The sequence below is a fragment of the Bradyrhizobium sp. 138 genome, from assembly GCF_023074075.1.
Taxonomy (GTDB): Bacteria; Pseudomonadota; Alphaproteobacteria; order Rhizobiales; family Xanthobacteraceae; genus Bradyrhizobium.
This window is the reverse complement of the sequence record NZ_JADPKT010000073.1, coordinates 191852-213606: the sequence shown is the minus strand read 5'-3', so window position 1 is coordinate 213606 and position 21755 is coordinate 191852. Positions and strand designations below refer to the sequence as shown.

Below are 21755 nucleotides of genomic sequence, written 5' to 3'. Positions count from 1 at the left end.
GTCGACGGCGTCCGGCCGCCTTACGATGATACCCAGCGACTGTAGCAGCGCCACAAAGCCATCAAGCTCTCGCTGAGCCGGTTCGATCATGATCTTTGGGTAACGGAAGCCTGCGAACAGCGACTGGGCACGCGCCGCCATGCCCGGAATGTTGCAGGTGACAACCGGATGGTCAGACGGGATAACCGCACCCTCAAGCCTTCCGACGATCACTTCCTCCAGCATGCCCCATTCGTCGTGTGAGCTCACCGGAGAAACTTGGCCCGATGGGACGGCATCCGGACCGCGAACGCGTGTGACCATGTCCATGCAAGAGGCCCTCTGTGCGCTACAACAGCCGCAGGTCCAGGGAGTTCCAGAGGTCCGACCGCGGTCGCGGGGTCGAGTCGCAAATCCTTGGTGTCGCCTGTTGGCCCGATGGCGACTTGCATCATTGTTAGCTTGACGTTTCCCTCGGAGAGCAAAGCGGCCCGAGACAAATTTTGAGTGCACTCCCCTAGGCGAGGCCCGCATCGACCCGAAAACATTGGCCGGTGATGCGCTGGCTTTCGTCGGAGGCCAGGAACAGCGCCATGTTGGCGATGTCCTCGGGCGTTACCGCATCCGGAACGGCCTGACGCGAGCGCATCTCGGCGATGACCTGCTCGTCTGGATACCACAGCCGGCGCTGGCGCTCGGTGATCACCATGCCGGGCGCAATGGCGTTGACGCGGATGCGGTCGGGGCCGACCAGCCGGGCCAGTGAGTTGGTGAAGCCGACGATCGCAGCTTTCGCCGCGGCATAGGTCGGCAACGCCGGTGGGCCGCGCATCCACGCGATCGACGACATGTTGATGATCGAGCCGCCGCCGCGCGCTTGCATCTGCGGCACCACCGCTTGCGCGGCAAAGAAGACGTGCTTGAGATTGACGCCGATCATCCAGTCGAACTCGGCGGGCGTCACCTCGGCCAATACCTGGCGCTGGTCGTTGGCGGCGTTATTGACGAGCACCGCGACGTCACCGAGCGATCGCTGAACCTCTGCCATGGCGGCGCGCAAGGCGTCGATGTCGAGGAGATCGCAGGGCACGAACAGCGGTGCGGTGCCGGATGCTGCAGTCACCTCATCGACCAGCGCGCGGCCGGCCACCCGGTCGACATCCAGGAACGCGACGCGGGCGCCTTGCGCAGCGAAAGCACGCACGAAGGCGGCGCCGATGCCGCTGGCGCCACCGGTGACCAGCACCACGCGGTCCGCGAGGCCGGCATAGCTCGTCTGTGTCATGCAATCAGTCGCTCCGTCTCGGGGTCGAACAGGCAAATGCGGCGGGTGTCGAGCGCGAAGGGGGCAGAGGTGCCGGGCGTGGGGCGGACGTCCGGCGAGATGCGCGCCTGCGCCGGTTCGCCGCCGAGCCGGAGCAGGACGATGGTCTCGGCACCGGTGGGCTCGACCATCTCGACCGGCGCGGTGATGACAAGCGGCGCGCTTACGGCGCCAGAGAACGCGCGGTCCCCCTCGGCGATGCATTCCGGCCTGATCCCGAGCACCACCTCGCGGCCGAGATAGGGGATTGCCGCATCGTATCCCTGCAGGCGAAGGCGAACCTCGTCCGTCCGTCCCGCGCCGATCACGACCATCGGCCCGTCGCTACCTGCCTCGAGCCGCGCCGGCATTGTGTTCATCGGCGGCGATCCCATGAAGCGCGCCACGAACAGATTGGCAGGGTAGCGGTACACGGTGTCGGGGTCGGCGAATTGCTGCACGCAGCCCTGATGCATCACGGCGATCCGCGTCGCCATCGTCATCGCCTCGATCTGGTCGTGGGTGACGTAGACGATGGTGGCGCCAATGCGCTGGTGCAGGCGCTTGATCTCCATCCGCATCTCCACGCGCAGCTTGGCGTCGAGGTTGGAGAGCGGCTCGTCGAACAGGAAGAGCAGGGGATCACGCACCAGCGCGCGCCCCATCGCGACGCGCTGGCGCTGGCCACCGGACAATTGCGAGGGTTTGCGGCCGAGCAGCGACTCGATCTGGAGCAGCTTCGCCACGTTCGCAACCGCCTTCTCCTGCTCGGCCTTGGCTACACCTCGGCATTCCATGCCGAAGGTGATGTTCTGGCGTACAGTCATCGACGGATAGAGTGCGTAGGACTGGAACACCATGGCGATGTCGCGATCCTTGGGCGGGACGTCATTGACCACGCGTCCGCCGATTTCGACCGTCCCTGCGCTCGGATGATCGAGCCCGGCAACGATGTTGAGCAGCGTGGACTTGCCGCATCCGGATGGCCCGACCAGCACCGTGAACTCGCCGCTCTCGATGTCGAGCGCGATGTCCTTCAGCACCTCCAGATTGGCGTAACGCTTGGACAGGGCGCGAATGCTCAGTGCTGCCATGACAACTCCATCATTTCACGGCCCCGGCAGTCAGGCCGCGGACGAAGTACTTGCCGCCGAGAAGATAGATCAACAGCGTAGGCAGCGCGGCGATGATCACCGCTGCACTCTGCACGCCATGCTGCGGGATATCGGCGACCGCCGCGGACAGTGCGATGAGAGCTGCGGTGACGGGCTGCTGCTGGCCGGTGGTGAACGTCACGCCATAGAGGAATTCGTTCCAGATATGGGTGAACTGCCAGATCACCGTGACGATCAGGATCGGCGCGGAGAGCGGCAGGATGATGCGCCAGAAAATGCGAAAGAAGCCTGCTCCGTCGATCCGCGCGGCTCGGATCAATTCATGGGGAATGGCGACATAATAGTTACGGCAGAACAGCGTGGTGAAGGAGAGCCCCTGAATGGTGTGAATCAGCACGAGGCCCGTCAGCGTGTTGATCAGGCCGATGTCCCGCAGCACGATGGTCCAGGGCAACAGGCGCATCTGCTGGGGGAGGAAAAGGCCAAGCGTCACGATGCCGTAGATCCAGTTGTCGCCGCGAAAACGCCAAAGCGACACGGCGTAGCCGGCGATTGCGCCGAGCAGGGTCGAGATGATGGTCGCCGGAATCGTGACCAGCGCGGAATTCAGCATGTAAGGCCGGATGCCGGCGCAGGTCTCGGCAACGCAGAAACCGCTCCAGGCCCTTGCGTAGTTGCTCCAGGTCCATTGTTGCGGCCAGCCGATCATCGAGGCCTGCGCGATCTCCTCGTTGCTGCGGAGCGAGTTCAGGACGACGACAACCAGCGGTGCGAGATAGGCGGCCGCGACCAGCGACACGACGAGATAGATCAGAAGTCGGCTCGGTGCGAAGGTTCGCTCACGCATGGGTGGCCCGCCGTCGCCGGAGATATCGCCAAGCTGCATAGGGCAGCAGCACCGCGAGCAGAATGAGCAGCATGAGCACCGCCGCCGCCGCGCCGCGGCCGAGCTGGCTGCGTTGGAACATGAGATCGTAGACGACGAGAGCCGGCAGTTGGGTCGCGATTCCCGGCCCGCCATTGGTCAGCGCGCGGACGAGATCGAAAGCCGAGATCGCAAATTGCAGCTGGACCACGACCACGGTGATCGTGATCGGCCACAGGGTGGGCAAGACGACGCGACGGTAGATTCGAATCGGTCCGGCGCCGTCGATCTGCGCCGCCTTGATGATGTCGGCGTCGACGGATCTGAGACCGGCAAGGAAGAGCGCCATGGCGAAGCCCGAGGATTGCCAGATCGCGGCGATGACGATCGTCCAGATCGCCATGTCGCGGTCGACCAGCCAGTCGAACCTGAATGACGTCCAGCCGAGGTCGTGAACGAGCTTCTGGATGCCGATGCCGGGATTGAGCAGCCAACTCCAGACCGTGCCGGTGACGACGAACGACACCGCCAAAGGATAGAGGAAGATGGATCGCAGCACGTTCTCGCCGCGAATGCGCTGATCGAGCAGGATTGCGAGCAGGAGGCCGGTAATCAAGCTCAGCAGCACGAAAGCACTGCCGAACAGCAGCAGATTGTCGAAGGCGATCTGCCAGTTCCGACTCGCCAGGACCGAAGTGTAGTTGCGCAGTCCCACCCAGCCCGTAACAGGGACCAGGGTGGAGGGGGTGAACGAGATCCAGATCGTCCAGAGCGAAAACGTCACGAGATGCGCCGCGGACAGGAGCAGCGGCACCCAGATCATCAGATATTCGGGCAGCCGGCGCACCCAGTCGGGCGTCGCCGGCCGCGCTGCTGTTGCGACCACGTCGATCAACGCGCGCCCTCGACGGCGTCGGCGAGGCGCGTGACAGCCTGCTCGGGCTTGATCGTCTTGTTCTTCACGTACTCGGTGAGCACGTCGATCATTGCAGCGGTCAGGCCGTTTTGCTGCGCCATGTTGTGGGCGAGGCTGAGAACGGCCTGATTGTTGGCGACGGCGTCCTTCAGCGCGGCGGCGGTTCGCCGTTGCCCGTCCGACCAGCCTTCGCCGGAGAGGTTGACGTCGGTGCGCACCGGGATCGATCCGGTGATCTGCGAATACATCGTCTGGATCGCCGGATCCATGACGAGCTGGGCCATCAGCGTCTGACCGGCCTGCAGATCAGGCTCCTTGCGCTGCCAGAAGATAAATGCGTCAGCATTCAACAGGAACACCGGCTTGCCGTTGTCGCTGGGACCGGGCGCGATGATGAAGTCGTCGAACTTGAACCCGGCGTTGCGCAACACGCCCTGGGCCCATCCACCCTGGATCATCATGCCCATGTCGCCGTCGATGAAGCGCTTCAGATTGGTGGCATAAGGCTGTGCGCCGACATTGGGGTCACACCAGTCGGCGATCTTGCGCGTTTGTGCGAAGGCTGCCTTGATCTCGGGCCCCTCCAGCGCCTTCTTGTCGAGATTCATGATCGCCGCGCGATATGCGGTCGGGCTGATGCCGGCGAAGGAGGCCTCGAATTTTTGTCCGTCATCGGGACGAGTGCCGCCATTGGCGATGGGATAGTTCATTCCAGCCGACTTCATCTTCTCGGCAAGTTCGTTGAAGTCAGCCCAGGTGACGGGGATTTTGTCGGCCTTGGCTTTGTCCATTCCGCGCTTGGACAGGAACAGCATGTTGGTGCTGTAGATCTGGAGCGGCAGGGCGATCCATTTGCCCCCGGGCTTGTGCAATTTTGCCAGGTCCGGCGCGACCACCTTCTCATAGCCTGCGGCAGCGACAATGCTGTCGAGATCCACGGTCGGGGCAATCTTCGACCAGGCCGCAATCTCGGGACCCTTGAGTTGCGAGCAGGCCGGGGGATCGCCGGCCATGATCTGCGCGCGCAACTTGTTCATCATCTCGGTGGTGAATCCGGGGACGGGCGAGTGCTGCCAGACGCCGCCTTTCTCCTCGAACTTCTTGCCGAGCGCGGTGATGGCCGCCCCGTCGCTGCCCGCGGACCATTGCGAGATCGCGGTCAGGCGCGGCTTGACCGCGCCTTGCGCGCGGGCAAATGCCGGCAGTGCGAGCGTGGCAACGGATCCAGCGAGCAGACGACGCCTTGTTGTTGTGATCGGCATGGGCAGTTCCTCCCGGTGTGAAATCTTTCGCGCGTGTGGGCAGCGCAGTCCCAGCGCATGTCAGGCCGCCTCCGTCGACGCCGCGGGCATGCCGCCGCGGCTGGCGAGACAGAAGGCGGCAAAGGCGAGCGCGGCCTGCGGATCGTTGCCGGTCGAGGACGGCACGAAGGCGAGGGACACTTGCGCCAATTTGCGGCCGCCCAGCAGACAGGCATCGATTCCTTCGACCACGGCGTTGCGATCGTCCTCAGCGAGAAGCGACGGCCAGCCGCTGATCGCGACTCCACCGCACGGCTTCACGTTCAGCGTGTTGCCGATCGCAAGGCCAAGCCGGAACAGCCGTCGGCGCAGCTCCTGGCGCACGCGCGAGGTGAGCGGGATCGTGTTCACCCATTCGCTGCCGAGCTGGAGCAGCTCGGTTTCGGCAATGCCGAGAAGCTCCGCCAGCGCAGGAAGCGACGTGTACGCCTCGACGCAGCCGTGGTGGCCGCAGCGGCAATTTGGCCCCTCGGGACCGAACACCATGTGGCCGAGCTCGACCGGCTGGAGGGCATCGGCCTCGGTCGGATCGTCCATCCAGGCGCCGGCAACGCCCTGGCTGACAAAGACGAAGAGATGGGTGCCGCTGAACGGATAGTTTTCCGTGCGGCAGCGGTGAAAGGTGGCGTGCGCGACGACCGAATTGGTGAATTCGAGCGGCACGTCGGCGAACATCTCGCCGAACATGTCACTGATACGCCCGACGTCGCAGGGAATGATCGGATTGGCCGATATGCTGAGACGGCCGAGGCCGGGAATGGAGACGCCGATCTGCGAGAGCGTGATGCGGCGGCGGCGCGTCCAGTCGCGCAGCAAGGTCATCGCTTCGCGAAACACCCGGCCGACGGTCTCGACGGTGAGCGTCTTCGGTAGCTTCACACGCTCGGTGCAGTGCAGTTCGCCCGACAGGCCGCCGACGCCGACGCTGAGATGCTGAGCGGTCAGCTCGAAGGCTGCGAGCGCCACCGAGCCATCGAGCGACACGAGGCCGGTCGGACCGCCGACGTAAGGGGCAGGGCGCCGCACTTCCTCGATCAGGCCTTCGGCCTTCAGGTCAAACAGGATGCGCGACAGGCTCGCCTCGGACAGGCGCACGGCTTTGGCCAGCGGCGGACGGAACGAGCCGCCCGACTGTAGCAGGTGAGTCAAAATGGCAGCGCGCGTCTGCCGCCGACTTCTCGGCTGCTCCGGCATTTCCATCCCTGTCGTCATTCTTACTTAGTGTAAGAATGCGCGCGGAGCGTTTCGGCTGTCAAGCGTTCGGCGGCGCGGGGCCTGGACTTGTTGTTGTGCGCGGCAGCAACACGCGGACTTGGTAGGGTGGGTTAGCGCTGCGGATGCGCAAAGCGCATCGGCAGGGCGTAACCCACCATGCTTCCGCATTTGCCGACGAAGTTGGTGGGTTACGCCGCGCGGACCGCGCTTCGCGCAGCCGCGGGGCTGACCCACCCTCCAAGCGCCTGCACGAACGAAAACGGCGCCATCTTGCGATGGCGCCGTTTCGAGGAGGCCGATCTTACTTGCGGTCCTTGATCGCGACGTAGTCGCGGCGGGTGACGCCGGTGTAGAGCTGGCGCGGACGGCCGATCTTCTGCTGCGGGTCCTCGATCATCTCGCTCCACTGGCTGATCCAGCCGACGGTGCGGGCAACCGCGAACAGCACGGTGAACATCGAGACCGGGAAGCCCATCGCCTTCAGCGTGATGCCCGAATAGAAGTCGACGTTCGGGTAGAGCTTGCGGTCGATGAAGTACTGGTCGCTGAGCGCGATCTTCTCCAGCTCCATCGCCACCTTCAGCATCGGATCGTCGCCATGGCCGGTCTCCTTGAGCACGGCGTGACACATCTTCTGCATGATCTTGGCGCGCGGATCGTAGTTCTTGTAGACGCGGTGACCGAAGCCCATCAGGCGGACTTCAGAATTCTTGTCCTTCACCTTGGCGATGAACTCGGGGATCTTGTCCACCGAGCCGATCTCGGCGAGCATCGCGAGCGCGGCTTCGTTGGCGCCGCCATGCGCCGGGCCCCACAGGCAGGCGATGCCTGCGGCGATGCAGGCGAACGGATTGGCACCGGAAGAGCCGGCGATGCGCACCGTCGAGGTGGAGGCGTTCTGCTCGTGGTCGGCGTGCAGGATGAAGATCTTGTCCAGCGCGTCGGCCAGCACCGGGTTGATCTTGTAGTCCTCGCACGGCACGGCGAAGCACATGTTGAGGAAGTTCTCGGTGAACGAGAGCGAGTTCTTCGGATACACGAACGGCTGGCCGACCGTGTATTTGTAGGCCATCGCCGCCAGCGTCGGGATCTTCGCGATCATGCGCATGGAAGCGATCATGCGCTGCTTCGGATCGTTGATGTCGGTGCTATCGTGATAGAACGCGGCGAGGGCGCCAACGGCCGCCACCATGATCGCCATCGGATGGGCGTCGCGGCGGAAGCCCTGGAAGAAGCGCGCCATCTGCTCGTGCACCATCGTGTGATGGGTCACGCGGTAATCGAAATCCTTTTTCTGCGTGGCGGTCGGCAGGTTCCCGTAGAGCAGGAGATAGCAAGTCTCGAGGAAGTCACCGTTCTCGGCGAGCTGCTCGATCGGATAGCCGCGGTATTCCAGCACGCCCGCATCGCCGTCGATATAGGTGATCTTGGACTGGCAGCTCGCGGTGGAGGTGAAGCCGGGATCATAGGTGAACAGGCCGGACTGGCCGTAGAGCTTGCCGATATCGATGACATCAGGCCCGACGCTACCGCTGTGGATCGGGAGATCGTAGTTCTTGTTTCCGACCGTCAGCGTAGCGGTCTTATTGCTCGGTTTTGCGTCCATCGTAGGTCCCCGATGTGTGGTGAAACGGGCCGGAGCCGGAGGCCCCTATCGCGAGATGATGGGGCAGGCCGGAAGTTCCAGAAGGTACGGGGGAGATGGGTATATTATTGCTGTGTGCGCTGCAAGATCGCCGCACGCATGGTCGACTTACGTCGTAGACTGATCCCTGAGCCGGGCAAGGCTTTCCTGGCGCCCCAGAACGTCCAAAACCTCAAATATACCAGGCGACGTCGTTCGTCCGGTCAGGGCCGCCCGCAAGGGCTGAGCGACCGCGCCGAGCTTGAGACTATTTTCCTCGGCAAAAGCGCGCAACGCAGCTTCAGTGGCGGCGCCGCTCCAGGTCTCGACTTTCTCCAGCGCGGAATGAAGCTGGCCGATCAGCTTGCGGTTCTCTTGTGTCAGCAGCGCCTGCGCCTTGGGATCGAGCTCCAGCGGCCGGTCGGCGAAGATGAAATAGGCGCTGTCGATCAGCTCGATCAGCGTCTTGGCGCGCTCCTTCAGGGCCGGCATGGCTTTCACGAGCTGCGCACGTGTGGTGTCGTTTAACTTGGCCTTAAGCTCGTCGCGGCTGGGCACGAGATGGTCGAGCACGTCCTCGAACATCTTCACGAGTGATTGATCGTCGGCGTGGCGGATGTAGTGGCCGTTGAGATTTTCCAGCTTGGCAAAATCGAAGCGGGCAGCGGCGCGGCCGACGCTGGCGAGGTCGAACGCTGCGATCATCTCCTCGGTCGAGAAGATCTCCTGGTCGCCATGGCTCCAGCCGAGCCGGACCAGGTAATTGCGCAGCGCCGCCGGCAAATATCCCATGGCGCGGTAGGCATCGACGCCGAGCGCGCCGTGGCGCTTGGACAGTTTTGAGCCGTCCGGACCATGGATCAGCGGGATGTGGGACATGTTCGGCAACGCCCAGCCCATTGCATCGTAGATCTGCTTCTGGCGGGCCGCGTTGATCAGATGGTCGTCGCCGCGGATCACATGGGTGACGCCCATGTCGTGGTCATCCACCACCACGGCGAGCATATAGGTGGGGTTGCCATCGCCGCGCAGCAGGACGAGGTCGTCAAGGTTCTCGTTCTGCCAGACCACGCGGCCCTGGACCTGATCCTCGATCACGGTCTCGCCGGTCTGCGGCGCGCGCAGGCGGATGGTGGGCTTGATGTCGGAGGGGGCCGTCGCGGGATCGCGGTCGCGCCACATGCCGTCATAGAGGCGGGTGCGGCCCTCGCTGCGCGCCTTCTCGCGCATCGCGGCGAGCTCCTCGGCCGTGGCGTAGCAGCGATAGGCCTTGCCGTCGGCGAGCAGCTGCTCGGCGACCTCGCGGTGGCGCGCGGCGCGGCTGAACTGGTAGATGACCTCGCCGTCCCAGCCGAGCTCGAGCCATTTCAACCCGTCGAGAATGGCGCCGATCGCCGCCTCGGTGGAGCGCTCCCGGTCGGTGTCCTCGATCCGCAGCAGCATCTTGCCGCCATGCTTCTTCGCATAGAGCCAGTTGAACAGCGCCGTGCGCGCGCCCCCGATATGGAGGAAGCCGGTCGGCGAGGGGGCGAAGCGGGTGACGACGGAATCGGTCATTCTTGGCAGGGCCTATGCATGGGAAGCGGTGGTGTATAGCAGGACCGGAGCATAACTAAAGCCCGTCGGCGGACCTTGTAGGCCTTGGCGCGGCCACGCGAATTTGGCAGAAGGACCGCTGATTTCCCGATAGGATTTTCGTAATGACAGAACCGGTGGCAGCTGAGGTTGGGCGCGATTTCATTCGTGACATCATCCAGGCCGACCTCGATCAGGGCAAATACAGGGAGATCGTGACCCGGTTCCCGCCGGAGCCGAACGGCTATTTGCATATCGGCCACGCCAAGGCGATCGCACTCAATTTCGGCATTGCCCAGGAGTTTCCGGGCCGCTGCCACTTACGCTTCGACGACACCAATCCGGTCAAGGAAGAGCAGGAATATATCGATTCCATCCAGGCCGACGTGCGCTGGCTCGGTTTCGATTGGGGCAAGAATCTGTTCTTCGCGTCCGACTATTTCGACCGCCTGTACGAATGGGCCGAGCAGCTGATCCGCGACGGGCTCGCTTATGTCGACGACCAGACCCAGGAGGAAATCCGCACCTCCCGCGGCACGCTGACCGAGCCCGGCAAGAACTCGCCATTCCGCGACCGCAGCGTGGAGGAGAACCTCGACCTGTTTCGCCGCATGAAGGCCGGCGAATTCCCCAACGGCGCGCGCGTGCTGCGGGCCAAGATCGACATGGCCGCGGGCAACATCAATCTGCGCGACCCCGTGCTGTATCGCATCCTGCACGCGCACCATCCGCGCACCGGCACGAAGTGGCACATCTATCCGAGCTACGATTATGCCCACGGCCAGTCGGACGCGATCGAAGGCATCACGCATTCGATCTGCACGCTGGAATTCGAGGACCATCGGCCGCTCTACGACTGGTTCATCGAGAAGCTGCCGGTGCCGTCACAGCCGCATCAGTATGAGTTCGCACGGCTGAACCTGACCTACACGCTGCTGTCCAAGCGCGTGCTGACCCAGCTCGTCCGCGACGGCCATGTCGCAGGCTGGGATGATCCGCGGATGCCGACTATGGCCGGGATGCGCCGCCGCGGCGTGCCACCGGCGGCCTTGCGCGAATTCGTCAAGCGCATCGGCGTTGCAAAGGCCAACAGCGTGGTCGATGTCGGCATGCTCGAATTCTGCATCCGCGAGGAGCTGAATCGCACGTCGCAGCGCCGCATGGGCGTGTTGCGGCCGCTCAAGGTCGTGATCGAGAACTATCCGGAAGGTCAGACCGAGGAGCTCGAGGCGATCAATCACCCGGATGATCCCAACGCGGGCACGCGGAAAATTACGTTCGGCCGCGAGCTCTATATCGAGCAGGACGACTTCATGGAGAACCCGCCGAAGAAGTTCTTCCGCCTGTCGCCGGGCAACGAGGTGCGGCTGCGCTACGCCTATTTCGTCAAGTGCACCGGCGTGATCAAGAACGACAAGGGCGAGGTGGTGGAGCTGCGCTGCACCTATGATCCCGCGACCAAGGGCGGCAACGCGCCCGACGGCCGCAAGGTCAAGGCGACCATGCACTGGCTGCCGGCGGCGGCATCAGTGCCTGCGGAAATCCGCATCTACAACCAGCTGTTCTCTAATCCGAGCCCGGATGCCTCGAATTTCGCCGCCGATCTCAATCCGAATTCGCTGGAGATCCTCTCCGATGCGCGGATCGAGGCATCGGTTGCGGAGAGCAATTCGACAGAGCCGATGCAGTTCGAGCGCCAGGGCTATTTCGTGCGCGACAAGGACTCGATACCCGGCAAGCCGGTGTTTTCGCGCACCATCGGCCTGCGCGACACCTTCGCGAAGGAAGTCGCAAAAGGGGTGATGCACACATGAGCAAGGAAGCCGACGCCATCGTTTCTGCCATCATCGCGAAATGGTGCGCCGGTTTCGCGACCCTCGATGCCGCCGCGCTCTCGTCGCTGTATTCGAAGAACGCGTTCTTCTTCGGCTCCAACCCGAAGCTCTATCGCGGCAGGGACGGCGTCGCCGATTATTTCGACGGCCTGCCGCGCTGGCGCAAGCCGAGCGCTGTGTTCTCCGACGTCAACGCAGCGCACGCCGGCTCTGATCTGATCAACATGGCCGCGACCATCTCGTTCGACCTCGCCGGCGAGCGCCCCGATCTCATTGTCAAGATGAGCTGGGTCATCATCCGCGAGGACGGCGACTGGAAGATCGTCAATCACCACGCCTCGTCGCAGGCGCCGCTGATTTGACAGGCTTTGGCGCGTCCCCTCACCATGAGGGCCGACGTCTCACGCCCGAGGGCCGTCGCCTTCGACGGTCGGTCAGATGTCGTAGTAGAGGTGGAACTCATAGGGATGCGGCCGCAGCCGGATCGCATCGACCTCCTTTTTTCGCTTGTAGTCGAGCCAGGTCTCGATCAGGTCGGCCGTGAAGACGTTGCCGCGCAGCAGGAATGCGTGGTCGCGCTGGAGTGCGTCGAGCGCCTGATCTAGCGATCCCGGTGTCGACTTCACTTTCTTGGCTTCGGCCGGTGGCAGATCGTAAAGGTTCTTGTCGATGGGGCTGCCGGGGTCGATCCGGTTGTCGATCCCGTCGAGGCCCGCCATCAGCATTGCGGCAAAAGCCAGGTACGGATTGCAGGAGGGGTCGGGCGAACGAAACTCGACGCGCTTTGCGCGTGGATTCGGCGAGTACATTGGAATTCGGCAGCAGGCCGAGCGATTGCGTTGGGAGTAGACCAGGTTGATGGGAGCCTCATAGCCCGGCACCAGGCGCCGATAGGAGTTCGTCGTCGGGGCGCAAAGCCCGCACAACGCCCAGGCGTGGGTCAGGAGGCCGCCGATGTAGAAGCGGCCGAGCTGGCTCAATTCGGCATAGTCGCCCTGATCGTAGAACAGGTTGGTCTCGCCCTTCCATAGCGACTGGTGCACATGCATGCCCGAAGCGTTGTCCTCGAACAGCGGTTTCGGCATGAAGGTCGCAGTCTTGCCGTGCTCATGCGCGGTATTCTTCACCACGTATTTGTAGATCATCAAATTGTCGGCCATGCGGGTGAGGGTTGTGAAGCGCATGTCGATTTCGTTTTGGCCGCCGGTTGCGACCTCGTGGTGATGAGCTTCGATCTGGATTCCCAGCTGTTCCATGGTCAGCACCATTTCGGTGCGTAGCGCCTGCATGCTGTCGGTCGGAGGTACGGGAAAATATCCCTCCTTAGAGCGCGGCTTGTGTCCCAGATTCGGCGCTTCCTCCGCGCCGGTGTTCCAGCTGCCTTCGCTGGAATCGATCTCGTGCATGGCGTAGTTGATGCCCTGACCGTAGCGCACCTCGTCGAAGACGAAGAACTCCGCTTCCGGGCCGAAGTAACTCGTATCGGCGCGACCAGTGTTCTTGAGATAAGTTTCAGCCTTCTGGGCGACGTAGCGTGGATCGCGGCTATAGGATTGGCCGGTCACGGGGTCGCGGATGTTGCAGAAGAGGACTAGCGTCTTTGCCGGGCTATAGGGGTCGACGAAGGCCGTCGCCGGATCGGCGACGACCAGCATGTCGCTCTCCTGAATCTCCTGGAAGCCGCGGATCGATGAGCCGTCGAACCCGATGCCCTCCTCGAGCGCATCGACGCTCACCGCGCTCGGCGGGACGGAAAAATGTTGCCATACCCCCGGCAGGTCAGTGAACCGCAGATCGATCATCTGGACCTTCTCGTCCTCGATCGCCTTCACGAGATCTTCGGCCGTCGCACATTTTGGAAACATGGCTCGCTCCCAGCATCATTGAGATGCGCGTCTTGCGGGTCGCGTTGCCGTTCGGCCGCAGCCGAACGGCTTGCGACGGATTGTGGTCCATACTCTAGGCCGGCTTCTTCAGCTTTGGTGAGGCCCGCGCATCAGCTTCATGGCGCCTTCGATATGCCGCCAGGTCTTGGCGAGTTCGAGCTCGCCCTTTGACTCGAGATCGATGGCGTTCTGGGCTGCTTCCGCAATGGCCTTGGGGCCATGTGCTTCCAGCAACTGTCGCGCATAGTCGTGGATTTCGATTTCTCGCATGGCGTCACCTCCCTCTTGCCCCGGGCGCCACGCCAACTAGGCAGGCCCGGGAACGATAGACGTCGACACCTGTCAAGCGCAGCTAGTCTGCATCCTGGTGCAGCGCACTCGCAAGGGCTCTTTCCGGGGCACGGGCTGCGGCTTCGGTCGCGGCAATACAGCGTAGATCGGAGGGATGCATTTTCTCGGCGGCGCCCCCATCTAAGCAGGAGAGAGGAGGTGAGCATCATGCGCATCCAACATTGGCAAGACGCTGCCAGTCTCCTGGTGGGCCTGTGGCTGGTCCTTTCGTCCTTTATCCTGGGCTTGTCCGGGGCGGCTGTCTGGGTCTCCATCGCGCTCGGGCTCGGCGTCGTGCTGTTTGCCATCGAGGCATTTTTCATCCCGTCCTATCTGGAAGAATGGGGAGAAATACTGCTGGGCCTGGCTCTGCTGCTGGCACCTTGGAGCATTGGTTATGAATCGGTATCGGCCACGGTGAGCAGCGTACTGTCCGGCATAGTGGTGATCCTGCTCGCTGTCTGGGAATTGATGACCGATCGCGACTTCAGCACCTGGTGGCACGATCGTTGGCATCGCCTGGCCGGCTGAGAAAAGATGTTAGCCGGGGGCTTTGCCGACCGCCATCTGCTGGCGGTCGAGAGTTCGAGGTCGGTTCGCTCGGGCGCGGTGCCGATAGGAGCGATCGTCACTGCGCCTCGATACGAACTCCGGTGCAGGGCCTTGCGGTCCTGCACCGGGGTCAACCCATCACAGTGCGGCTCTGGGCTCGATCGGTTGCCAGATGCTGATCTTGCGGGTCTCGGGCATCAGGAAGACGGCAAGCACGAAGCACACCGCGGGGACCGCGATCGGGTAAATCAGCGCGTAGCCGACGCTGCCGGTCGCGGCGAATGCCGCGGACGTGATGAACGGGACCAAGCCGCCGCCCCAGCCATTGCCGATGTGGTAGGGCACGGAGACTGACGTGTACCTGATCCTGGCGGGGAAGAATTCCGCCAGAAACGCGCCGACCGGCCCGTACACCATCCCGACATAGCAAACGAGGATGAAGATGATGAAAATCGCGATCGGATAGTTGATGTTTCCGGGCTGCGTGACCGATCCCAGCCACAGATACAGCGGATAGTAAGTGATCGCGGCGAGCAGCATGCCTCCGAGGATCACCGGCTTGCGGCCGATATGATCCGACAGCCAGCCAAAGAAGATCAGGCTCGGCGTTGCAATGAGCAGCGCGGCTCCCACGATGTAGGCCGAGGTCAGCGGGTCCACCTTGGAGACCTGCTGCAGAAAGTACAGCGCCCAGAACTGACCGCTGTACCAGACCACGCCCTGCCCGATCAGGACCACGATGGCGATCCCGATGTATTTGATGTTCGAACTGAGGAAGGCCTCCTTCCACGGATTTCTCGTCATCTGTCCGCGGGCTTTGATCTCCTGGAAGATCGGCGTCTCCTGGAGCTGGAGGCGGATATAGATCGCGATGGCCACCAGCAGGAAGGACAGCAGGAACGGAACGCGCCACGCCCATTCGTCGAAGGCCTGATTGCCGACATAGGTTCGGGTCAGGACGATCACGGCCAGCGACACCACGATCCCGAGAGTCGGAGAGGTCTGTAGCCAGCCGGTGTAGTAGCCGCGCTTGTCGTCCGGCACATGCTCGGCAACATAGGTGATGGCGCCACCATATTCGCCGCCGAGGCACAGCCCCTGGATCATGCGCAAGCCGAAGAGAAGGAATGCAGCCGCCAGCCCGATCGACTGGTAGGTTGGGATCAATCCGATCGCTCCCGTGCCCAGTCCCATTCCGCTGAGCGTGATGAGAAACGTATATTTGCGGCCGACCCGGTCACCCATCCATCCGAACAGGAATGCCCCCAGCGGACGGATCAGAAATCCTGCCGTGAACAGCGCGATCGTGCTGAGCAGGGCGGCGACGGGGTGGGACTGCTCAAAGAACTTGACAGATAGAACTGCGGCCAGGCTGCCAAAGATATAGAAATCATACCATTCGATGATGTTTCCCACCGACGCAGCGATGATCACGCGGCGAAAATCGCTCGGTACCTGCATGTGCGACTCCTATGGTTTCAAAACGTCTCCTCGCTTGTTTCAGCGATCGATCTTCTCGCGGAGAGCGTGATGGGCCGCGTTGCAGGCGCCAATTCAAAGAGTTGCGTCGGCAACGTCTGACCTCAGGCGCGTTGTGCCACCTGAGAAGAGCTCCGGCGGCCTTAGAACCGCGAGCCACCACTGCCTTGCCCGTCTGTCGGGGAGGCGGAGAACCGTAGTGTAATCCCACCTCGGGCCGGCAACTTATGAGACTTTCGGCTCAATCGATCTGACATGCGGCGATTTGCGAAAGAGATCGCGAGGGCTCGAATACTTCGCGACTTCTGGTCAGGGACGTCTAGGCGTAGCGAGGAATCAAGAAGAGATGCCAAGGCGGCGGTCGCCGTGATGGTAGGGGAAAAGTAGGGTCTCGCGGCGTTCGTTCCTGATTTGTGCCGCTATTCGGCCGCCTGCACGTTCCGGTAGCCTCTGCACCTGTCGCGTATTGTAAGGTGCAGGGGAATGGCGGAGCCGGGCCGGCCAGTGCGCTCCCAAGGAGTCGCCGGAACGTGGCCGATTGGCCGCGCCGCACCGGCTGGTGGCCTTGTGCCTGCAGGCTTCGGCGCTTGGCCCGCGATGGTCGAGACGCTGCGCGAATGGGTGCGCGCCGAGGCCGGCGCCGGGCGGCTGTTGCCGTGGGTGCCGGTCGCCTTCGGCGGCGGCATCGCGCTCTATTTCGCCGCAGATCATGAGCCGGTGCTGTGGGTTGTTGCGACGACGGCGGCCGCGCTCCTGCTCGGCGCGATCCTGTTGCGGCGGAGCCGGCTGTTCGCGTCCGCGATCATGATCGCGGCGGTCGCCGCGGGCTTTGCCGTAGCGACCTGGAAGACCGCGCGCATCGCGCACACCGTTTTGGCAAAGCCGCTCTATTCGGTGGCGCTGTCGGGCTTCGTCGAGACGCGCGACATCCGCGAGCGGACCGATCGCTTTGTGCTGCGCGTCACCGCGATGGAGGCGCAGCGCAGCGATGTCATGCTGGAGCGCGTCCGCCTCTCCGTACGCAAGGGCACAGCGCCCGAAGTCGGCAGCTTCGTGCAGCTCAAGGCGCGGCTGATGCCGCCACTCTCGCCGGTACGTCCCGGCAGCTACGATTTTTCGCGCGATATGTTCTTTCAGGGCATCGGCGCCTCCGGCTTCGTGATGGGCGCGATCACGGCTTCAGTTCCGCCCGATGCCGGCGGCCTGCGACTGCGCTATGCCGCCTTCATGCAGGGCCTGCGCGATGCGATCGACACCCGCATCCGCGCGACGCTCGAGGGCGACAACCGTGCGATCGCGACCGCGCTGCTCACCGGGCGGCGCGATGCGATTTCCACGCCCGTCAACGATGCGATGTTCATCTCGGGGCTCGGACACGTTCTCTCGATCTCCGGCTATCACATGGCGGTGGTCGCGGGCGTGGTCTTCTTTGCTGTGCGCGCGCTGCTGGCCTTGGTCCCGGGCCTGGCGGTCGGCTTCCCCATCAAGAAATGGTCGGCGGCCGCTGCGCTGGTGGCGGCCGCGTTCTACCTGTTGCTGTCAGGCGCGGAGGTGGCAACGCAACGCTCGTTCTTCATGACCGCAGTGGTGCTGATCGCTGTGATGGTCGATCGTCGCGCCATCACCTTCCACACGCTGGCCGTGGCGGCGCTGATCGTGCTCGCGGTTGCGCCGGAGGCGCTGGTGCATCCGAGCTTTCAAATGTCGTTTGCGGCAACGCTCGGGCTGGTGGCGCTGGTGCAGATCGGCATGCCGAACCTGTTTGCCTCACCCGATCATTCGGCGACGGCGCGCGTCGCGCTGTGGGGCGGCCGCGAGATCGCGATGTTGTTTCTGGCCTCGCTGATCGCGGGGCTTGCGACCACGCCCTATGCCGCCTTCCATTTCCACCGGGTCACGCCTTATGGCGTGCTCGCAAACCTCGGTGCGATGCCGGTGGTTTCAGTGCTGGTGATGCCGGCGGGGTTGCTGGGACTGCTCGCGGCCCCCTTCGGGCTCGACGGCGTGTTCTGGTGGCTGATGGGGATCGGCATCGACTGGATGGTTGCGGTCTCGCGCTGGGTGGCGGCATTGCCGGGGGCGGTCGGCCGCATCCCGGCGTTCGGTATCGCGCCGCTGATCGCCGCGAGCCTCGGGATCATCGTGATGGGCCTGTTGCGCACGCCCCTGCGCTGGTGCGGCGCCGTGGTGCTGCTGGCCTCCATCCTCTGGGGCCTGTCGGTGCGGCAGCCCGATATCCTGATTGCCGGGGACGGCGCGAGCGTTGCGGTGCGTGGCGGGGACGGACGTTTGCACCTGATCCGGGCGGGCAAGGATAATTTCCTGCTGAAGGAGTGGCTGGCGGCCGATGCCGATCCGCGCGATGCCGGCAGTAACGCGCTGGCAGAGGGCGTGTCGTGCGACGAATCCGGCTGCGTGACGCCGCTCGCCGACGGGCGGCTGGTCGCGCTGGCCTCGCGCATCGACGCGTTGGCGGACGATTGCAGCCGCGCCGCACTGGTGGTGACGTCACGGCCGGCGCCGCCCGATTGCGCGGCGATGGTGGTGGGCCGGCAGCGGCTCGTTCGCCAGGGTGCGCTGGCCCTGACGCGGCGCGGCGACGGTTTTTCGGTTCAGGCGGTGAGGGCGAGAGGCACGAATCGTCCCTGGTCGCCGGCGGCCGCCGGCGAGGGAGATTTCGAAGGGGCCCTCATGCCGAGGGCGGCGGCTCCGCGCAGCAAGGATGCGACCCCGTCGGAAGCCGATCTTCAGGCGGAGGACTGAGCCTCCGTCAGCCGATCGGCAGACGCGTGACCGTCGGCCCGCTGTCGGCGATGATCTGCGGCTTGTGCTCGCGCTCGCTGATGGGCTGGGTCACCGGCAGTTGCAGCACAGTCGCGCGCTGGCCTTCGACGAGCTGCGTCACCAGCACGTATTTGCCGTCAGGGAATTCGATCGCATCGTGATGGCGATCGGGAATGTGCGGATCGATCTTGCCGAACTTGCCGACGCGCGAATTGACGGTGCGCGTCCAGATCCAGCGATTGTCGTAACGGACGTTGTCGGCGAAAGCGAGCTCCGTTCCCGGCAGCAGGCAGACCGCAACGGAGAGATCGGCTTCCGAGGCGAAGCCGCGCGTCGAGGTGCCGCGGAACGTTGTCGTAACGATCGTCTCGCCGACTTCAGCGGGGCGTGTCGCGACGGCATGGAGGCTGTAGTCACACATCGGGTGCTCCTCTTGCGAAGATGGCGACCCGCACCTCTCTTGGAGGCACAGGCCTCTGTCAGAGTGTAAGCGCAACGCTGTGCTTGGTTGTAGGCGAATCTGCGGCTGGGGTCCGCAAGCTGCGATCACATTATCTTTTTCAAATCCACTAGGAACAAAGCTCACTTCAATGCATTCGGCGAACACGAGGGTCAGCGGCCCGCGGGCGCCGATGCATTGTTGTCTGCTCGAGGCACGAAGTGATCAGTGCTGGCGGCGACACGCCGAGTTGTCGCGCAGGAAAGGGGCCGGACAATCTGCGCAAGACCAGAAGACCGCCCAGCGGGAGCGGATCAGATCCGCTCCAATCGGAATCATTGGTATCGAATGACCGCCGAGGGGTCTCAATACTTCCGGTAAAGCCCGATCAGCTTGCCTTGAATCTTCACGCGGTTCGGCGGCAGGATACGCACCTCATAAGCGGCATTGGCCGGCTCGAGTGCGATCGAGGCGCCGCGGCGGCGGAAGCGCTTGAGCGTGGCCTCCTCGTCGTCGATCAGCGCCACCACGATGTCACCGGTATCGGCGCTCTCGTTGCGCTGGATCAGCGCCATGTCGCCGTCGAGGATACCGGCCTCGACCATGGAATCGCCGCGCACTTCGAGCGCGTAGTGCTCACCCGAGCCCAGCATGTCGGGAGGTACACTGATGGTGTGGCTGCGGGTCTGCAACGCCTCGATCGGCGTGCCGGCCGCGATGCGGCCCATCACGGGCACCGCAACGGGCCGCTCACCCTCGTCCACGGGCGGGGTGGAGCTCGCGCGGACCTTGCCGAGATTGCCTTCGATGACGCTCGGCGTGAAGCCGCGCCGGTTGCCGGCGGCAGCCTGAAGCTCCGGCAGCTTGATCACTTCGATGGCGCGGGCGCGGTTGGGCAGGCGGCGGATGAAGCCGCGCTCCTCGAGCGCAGTGATCAGGCGGTGGATGCCTGACTTCGAGCGCAGGTCGAGCGCATCCTTCATCTCGTCGAAGGATGGCGGCACGCCGCTTTCCTTCAAACGTTCACTGATGAACCGCAGAAGCTCGTATTGTTTGCGCGTTAACATCTCGACCAAAGTCCCCCGGTTGATGTCGTTCGATTCCGAGACGATGAGTTCAGCGATAAGCCGCTACATCCTCGAAACAAATCATGAACGGACACTATATGTTCGATATGTGTTCCGCAACTGCTTAATTTACCGTGAACAGAGCCAAGCTCGCGGAATGCGTGTGGCCGCGCCGTTCAGACGGGGAGCCGCAGCACCTCGCAAGGGCTGCCGGCCTCGGCCTTCGGCGCGAACGGTGCGCGCACGAGAAGTACCTGTGCTGCAGCAAGATTCGCAAGCAGAGAGGAGTCCTGATGGCTGACGGGAACGGCGACGAGCGTGCCGTCGTGGCGCGGTTCCAGGCGCGCGCGCAGATAATCCTCGCGCTGGTCGTTGGCGCCGAGATCGCGGCCCAGCACGGCGCGCTCGCGGCGATGATGAATCACGGAGCGGCCCGACAGCGCGCGAATCAGCGGCACCATGAACAGGAAGGCGCACACGTAGGAGGACACCGGATTGCCGGGCAGGCCGATCACGCGCATTGCGCCGAGCCGTCCGTGCATCATCGGCTTGCCGGGCCGAATCGCGATCTTCCAGAACGCCATCGCGATGCCTTCGTCCCTGAGCGCCTGCTGGACCAGATCGTGGTCGCCGACCGACGCGCCGCCGGTCGTGATCAGGATGTCGGCACCGCTCTCGCGGGCGCGGCGGATGCCGGCGGAGGTGGCTGCAAGCGTGTCGGCGGCTACACCGAGGTCGATGGTCTCGGCGCCCTCGCTGCGGGCGAGCGCATGCAGGGCGTAGCCGTTGGAATAGACGATCTGGCCGTGCCCGGGCGCGGTGCCCGGCATCACCAGTTCGTCGCCGGTGGCGAGGATCGCGACCTTCGGACGACGGCAGACGGCGAGATGCGGATGATTCATTGCGGCCGCGAGCGCGAGATCTCGCTCGGTGAGACGGGTGCCCTTGCGCAAGAGGACGTCGCCCTCGCGGAAGTCGACGCCCGGCGGGCGGATGTGCCGACCCACAATCGCGGCTTCCTTGATCGTGACGCACTTGCCGTCCGCGACAGTATCCTCCTGGATCACGACCGCGTCCGCACCGTCGGGAATGACGCCGCCAGTGAAGATTCGTACAGCCTCGCCGGCGCCGACCGTTCTCGCGAAAGGACGGCCCGCTGCGACCTCGCCGATCACCGTCAGTTTCGAATCGATCGTCGCCGCATCGGCCGCGCGTACGGCATAGCCGTCCATCGCCGACATCGCTTCCGGCGGCTGCGTGCGCCGCGCCGCGACGTCATGCGCGAGCACGCGATGATAGGCTGCGTCGAGCGAAACGATCTGTTCAGGTAGCGGCTCTGCACCTGCCAGCACCGCAGTAAGAGCGTCGGAAACCGGCATCAGGGCCACGGGCTAACTCCTGCTGAGCACATCGGTAAATGGCCGGCGAGAGTTCTATCCGAGTGCGGGCGCGAGGCAAAGCAGCACGCAGGGTGATTTATCCTGCGTGGC

18 protein-coding genes and 1 pseudogene are annotated in these 21755 nt (G+C 63.9%); 4 read left to right on the top strand and 15 right to left on the bottom strand.

The window, feature by feature from the left end; translation table 11 throughout:
• From IVA79_RS26020 to gltX, 9 genes and pseudogenes are all read right to left on the bottom strand, one after another.
• Positions 1 to 225: pseudogene (locus IVA79_RS26020) on the bottom strand (amidinotransferase); the annotation flags it as partial.
• Positions 226 to 496: 271 nt separating this feature from the next.
• The gene (locus tag IVA79_RS26015; protein WP_247558283.1) at positions 497 to 1264 is read right to left on the bottom strand and encodes an SDR family oxidoreductase; all 768 of its coding nucleotides are present in this window, start codon (positions 1262 to 1264) and stop codon (positions 497 to 499) included.
• Positions 1261 to 2376, bottom strand: a complete 1116-nt coding sequence (locus IVA79_RS26010; protein ID WP_247558281.1) for an ABC transporter ATP-binding protein — start codon at positions 2374 to 2376, stop codon at positions 1261 to 1263. The genes IVA79_RS26015 and IVA79_RS26010 overlap by 4 nt, the downstream gene beginning before the upstream one ends.
• Before the next feature lie 10 nt (positions 2377 to 2386).
• Entirely contained in the window at positions 2387 to 3244 is an 858-nt protein-coding gene (locus IVA79_RS26005; RefSeq protein ID WP_247558279.1) for a carbohydrate ABC transporter permease, read from the bottom strand.
• Positions 3237 to 4085, bottom strand: coding sequence for a sugar ABC transporter permease (locus IVA79_RS26000; RefSeq protein WP_247558307.1), 849 nt, complete (start codon positions 4083 to 4085; stop codon positions 3237 to 3239). The genes IVA79_RS26005 and IVA79_RS26000 overlap by 8 nt, the downstream gene beginning before the upstream one ends.
• 68 nt (positions 4086 to 4153) lie before the next feature.
• On the bottom strand, positions 4154 to 5440 hold the full coding sequence (locus IVA79_RS25995; protein ID WP_247558277.1) for an ABC transporter substrate-binding protein: 1287 nt from the start codon (positions 5438 to 5440) through the stop codon (positions 4154 to 4156).
• A gap of 60 nt (positions 5441 to 5500) precedes the next feature.
• Positions 5501 to 6679 (bottom strand): ROK family transcriptional regulator, encoded by a 1179-nt coding sequence (locus tag IVA79_RS25990; RefSeq protein WP_247558275.1) that lies wholly within the window; start codon positions 6677 to 6679, stop codon positions 5501 to 5503.
• 316 nt (positions 6680 to 6995) lie between these two features.
• Positions 6996 to 8300, bottom strand: a complete 1305-nt coding sequence (gene gltA / locus IVA79_RS25985; RefSeq protein ID WP_247558272.1) for a citrate synthase — start codon at positions 8298 to 8300, stop codon at positions 6996 to 6998.
• A 147-nt stretch (positions 8301 to 8447) separates the two neighbouring features.
• A complete protein-coding gene (gltX, locus tag IVA79_RS25980) occupies positions 8448 to 9875 on the bottom strand; it encodes a glutamate--tRNA ligase (RefSeq protein ID WP_247558270.1) in 1428 nt (475 codons plus the stop codon).
• 143 nt (positions 9876 to 10018) lie between these two features.
• On the opposite strand from gltX, the gene IVA79_RS25975 reads away from it, so the two are divergent.
• The gene (locus IVA79_RS25975; RefSeq protein ID WP_247558268.1) at positions 10019 to 11707 is read left to right on the top strand and encodes a glutamine--tRNA ligase/YqeY domain fusion protein; all 1689 of its coding nucleotides are present in this window, start codon (positions 10019 to 10021) and stop codon (positions 11705 to 11707) included.
• Entirely contained in the window at positions 11704 to 12090 is a 387-nt protein-coding gene (locus tag IVA79_RS25970) for a nuclear transport factor 2 family protein (protein ID WP_247558267.1), read from the top strand. The genes IVA79_RS25975 and IVA79_RS25970 overlap by 4 nt, the downstream gene beginning before the upstream one ends.
• A 72-nt stretch (positions 12091 to 12162) precedes the next feature.
• Here IVA79_RS25970 and glnA read toward each other — a convergent pair whose 3' ends face one another.
• The gene (glnA, locus tag IVA79_RS25965) at positions 12163 to 13593 is read right to left on the bottom strand and encodes a type I glutamate--ammonia ligase (RefSeq protein ID WP_247558265.1); all 1431 of its coding nucleotides are present in this window, start codon (positions 13591 to 13593) and stop codon (positions 12163 to 12165) included.
• Positions 13594 to 13701: 108 nt separating this feature from the next.
• Positions 13702 to 13884: a hypothetical protein gene (locus IVA79_RS25960; RefSeq protein WP_247558263.1), complete on the bottom strand. Its 183-nt coding sequence runs from the start codon at positions 13882 to 13884 to the stop codon at positions 13702 to 13704.
• Between the two features lie 228 nt (positions 13885 to 14112).
• On the opposite strand from IVA79_RS25960, the gene IVA79_RS25955 reads away from it, so the two are divergent.
• Complete coding sequence (locus IVA79_RS25955; RefSeq protein ID WP_247558305.1) at positions 14113 to 14475, top strand: SPW repeat protein; 363 nt, start codon at positions 14113 to 14115, stop codon at positions 14473 to 14475.
• A gap of 159 nt (positions 14476 to 14634) precedes the next feature.
• Here IVA79_RS25955 and IVA79_RS25950 read toward each other — a convergent pair whose 3' ends face one another.
• Entirely contained in the window at positions 14635 to 15957 is a 1323-nt protein-coding gene (locus tag IVA79_RS25950) for an MFS transporter (RefSeq protein ID WP_247558261.1), read from the bottom strand.
• 501 nt (positions 15958 to 16458) lie between these two features.
• Here IVA79_RS25950 and IVA79_RS25945 point away from each other — a divergent pair.
• Positions 16459 to 18738 carry a ComEC/Rec2 family competence protein gene (locus IVA79_RS25945; protein ID WP_247558259.1) on the top strand — a complete coding sequence of 760 codons (2280 nt, stop codon included), beginning with the start codon at positions 16459 to 16461 and terminating at the stop codon, positions 18736 to 18738.
• A gap of 7 nt (positions 18739 to 18745) precedes the next feature.
• Here IVA79_RS25945 and IVA79_RS25940 read toward each other — a convergent pair whose 3' ends face one another.
• The 3 genes from IVA79_RS25940 to glp form a co-directional block, all read right to left on the bottom strand.
• Complete coding sequence (locus tag IVA79_RS25940; protein WP_247558257.1) at positions 18746 to 19180, bottom strand: hypothetical protein; 435 nt, start codon at positions 19178 to 19180, stop codon at positions 18746 to 18748.
• A gap of 383 nt (positions 19181 to 19563) precedes the next feature.
• Positions 19564 to 20265 (bottom strand): transcriptional repressor LexA, encoded by a 702-nt coding sequence (gene lexA, locus IVA79_RS25935; protein ID WP_247558255.1) that lies wholly within the window; start codon positions 20263 to 20265, stop codon positions 19564 to 19566.
• A gap of 176 nt (positions 20266 to 20441) precedes the next feature.
• Complete coding sequence (gene glp / locus IVA79_RS25930) at positions 20442 to 21653, bottom strand: gephyrin-like molybdotransferase Glp (RefSeq protein ID WP_247558253.1); 1212 nt, start codon at positions 21651 to 21653, stop codon at positions 20442 to 20444.
• Positions 21654 to 21755 lie beyond the last annotated feature (102 nt).

Excerpts from the sequence above, each read along its gene's own strand:
- IVA79_RS26010 (WP_247558281.1), bottom strand. The coding sequence starts at position 2,376 with ATGGCAGCACTGAGCATTCGCGCCCTGTCCAAGCGTTACGCCAATCTG.
- IVA79_RS26000 (WP_247558307.1), bottom strand. The coding sequence starts at position 4,085 with ATGATCTGGGTGCCGCTGCTCCTGTCCGCGGCGCATCTCGTGACGTTT.
- gltX (WP_247558270.1), bottom strand. The coding sequence starts at position 9,875 with ATGACCGATTCCGTCGTCACCCGCTTCGCCCCCTCGCCGACCGGCTTC.
- gltA (WP_247558272.1), bottom strand. The coding sequence starts at position 8,300 with ATGGACGCAAAACCGAGCAATAAGACCGCTACGCTGACGGTCGGAAAC.
- IVA79_RS25970 (WP_247558267.1), top strand. The coding sequence starts at position 11,704 with ATGAGCAAGGAAGCCGACGCCATCGTTTCTGCCATCATCGCGAAATGG.
- IVA79_RS26015 (WP_247558283.1), bottom strand. The coding sequence starts at position 1,264 with ATGACACAGACGAGCTATGCCGGCCTCGCGGACCGCGTGGTGCTGGTC.
- IVA79_RS25955 (WP_247558305.1), top strand. The coding sequence starts at position 14,113 with ATGCGCATCCAACATTGGCAAGACGCTGCCAGTCTCCTGGTGGGCCTG.
- IVA79_RS25975 (WP_247558268.1), top strand. The coding sequence starts at position 10,019 with ATGACAGAACCGGTGGCAGCTGAGGTTGGGCGCGATTTCATTCGTGAC.
- IVA79_RS25990 (WP_247558275.1), bottom strand. The coding sequence starts at position 6,679 with ATGGAAATGCCGGAGCAGCCGAGAAGTCGGCGGCAGACGCGCGCTGCC.
- IVA79_RS25950 (WP_247558261.1), bottom strand. The coding sequence starts at position 15,957 with ATGCAGGTACCGAGCGATTTTCGCCGCGTGATCATCGCTGCGTCGGTG.
- lexA (WP_247558255.1), bottom strand. The coding sequence starts at position 20,265 with ATGTTAACGCGCAAACAATACGAGCTTCTGCGGTTCATCAGTGAACGT.
- IVA79_RS26005 (WP_247558279.1), bottom strand. The coding sequence starts at position 3,244 with ATGCGTGAGCGAACCTTCGCACCGAGCCGACTTCTGATCTATCTCGTC.
- IVA79_RS25945 (WP_247558259.1), top strand. The coding sequence starts at position 16,459 with ATGGCGGAGCCGGGCCGGCCAGTGCGCTCCCAAGGAGTCGCCGGAACG.
- IVA79_RS25960 (WP_247558263.1), bottom strand. The coding sequence starts at position 13,884 with ATGCGAGAAATCGAAATCCACGACTATGCGCGACAGTTGCTGGAAGCA.
- glnA (WP_247558265.1), bottom strand. The coding sequence starts at position 13,593 with ATGTTTCCAAAATGTGCGACGGCCGAAGATCTCGTGAAGGCGATCGAG.
- IVA79_RS25995 (WP_247558277.1), bottom strand. The coding sequence starts at position 5,440 with ATGCCGATCACAACAACAAGGCGTCGTCTGCTCGCTGGATCCGTTGCC.
- IVA79_RS25940 (WP_247558257.1), bottom strand. The coding sequence starts at position 19,180 with ATGTGTGACTACAGCCTCCATGCCGTCGCGACACGCCCCGCTGAAGTC.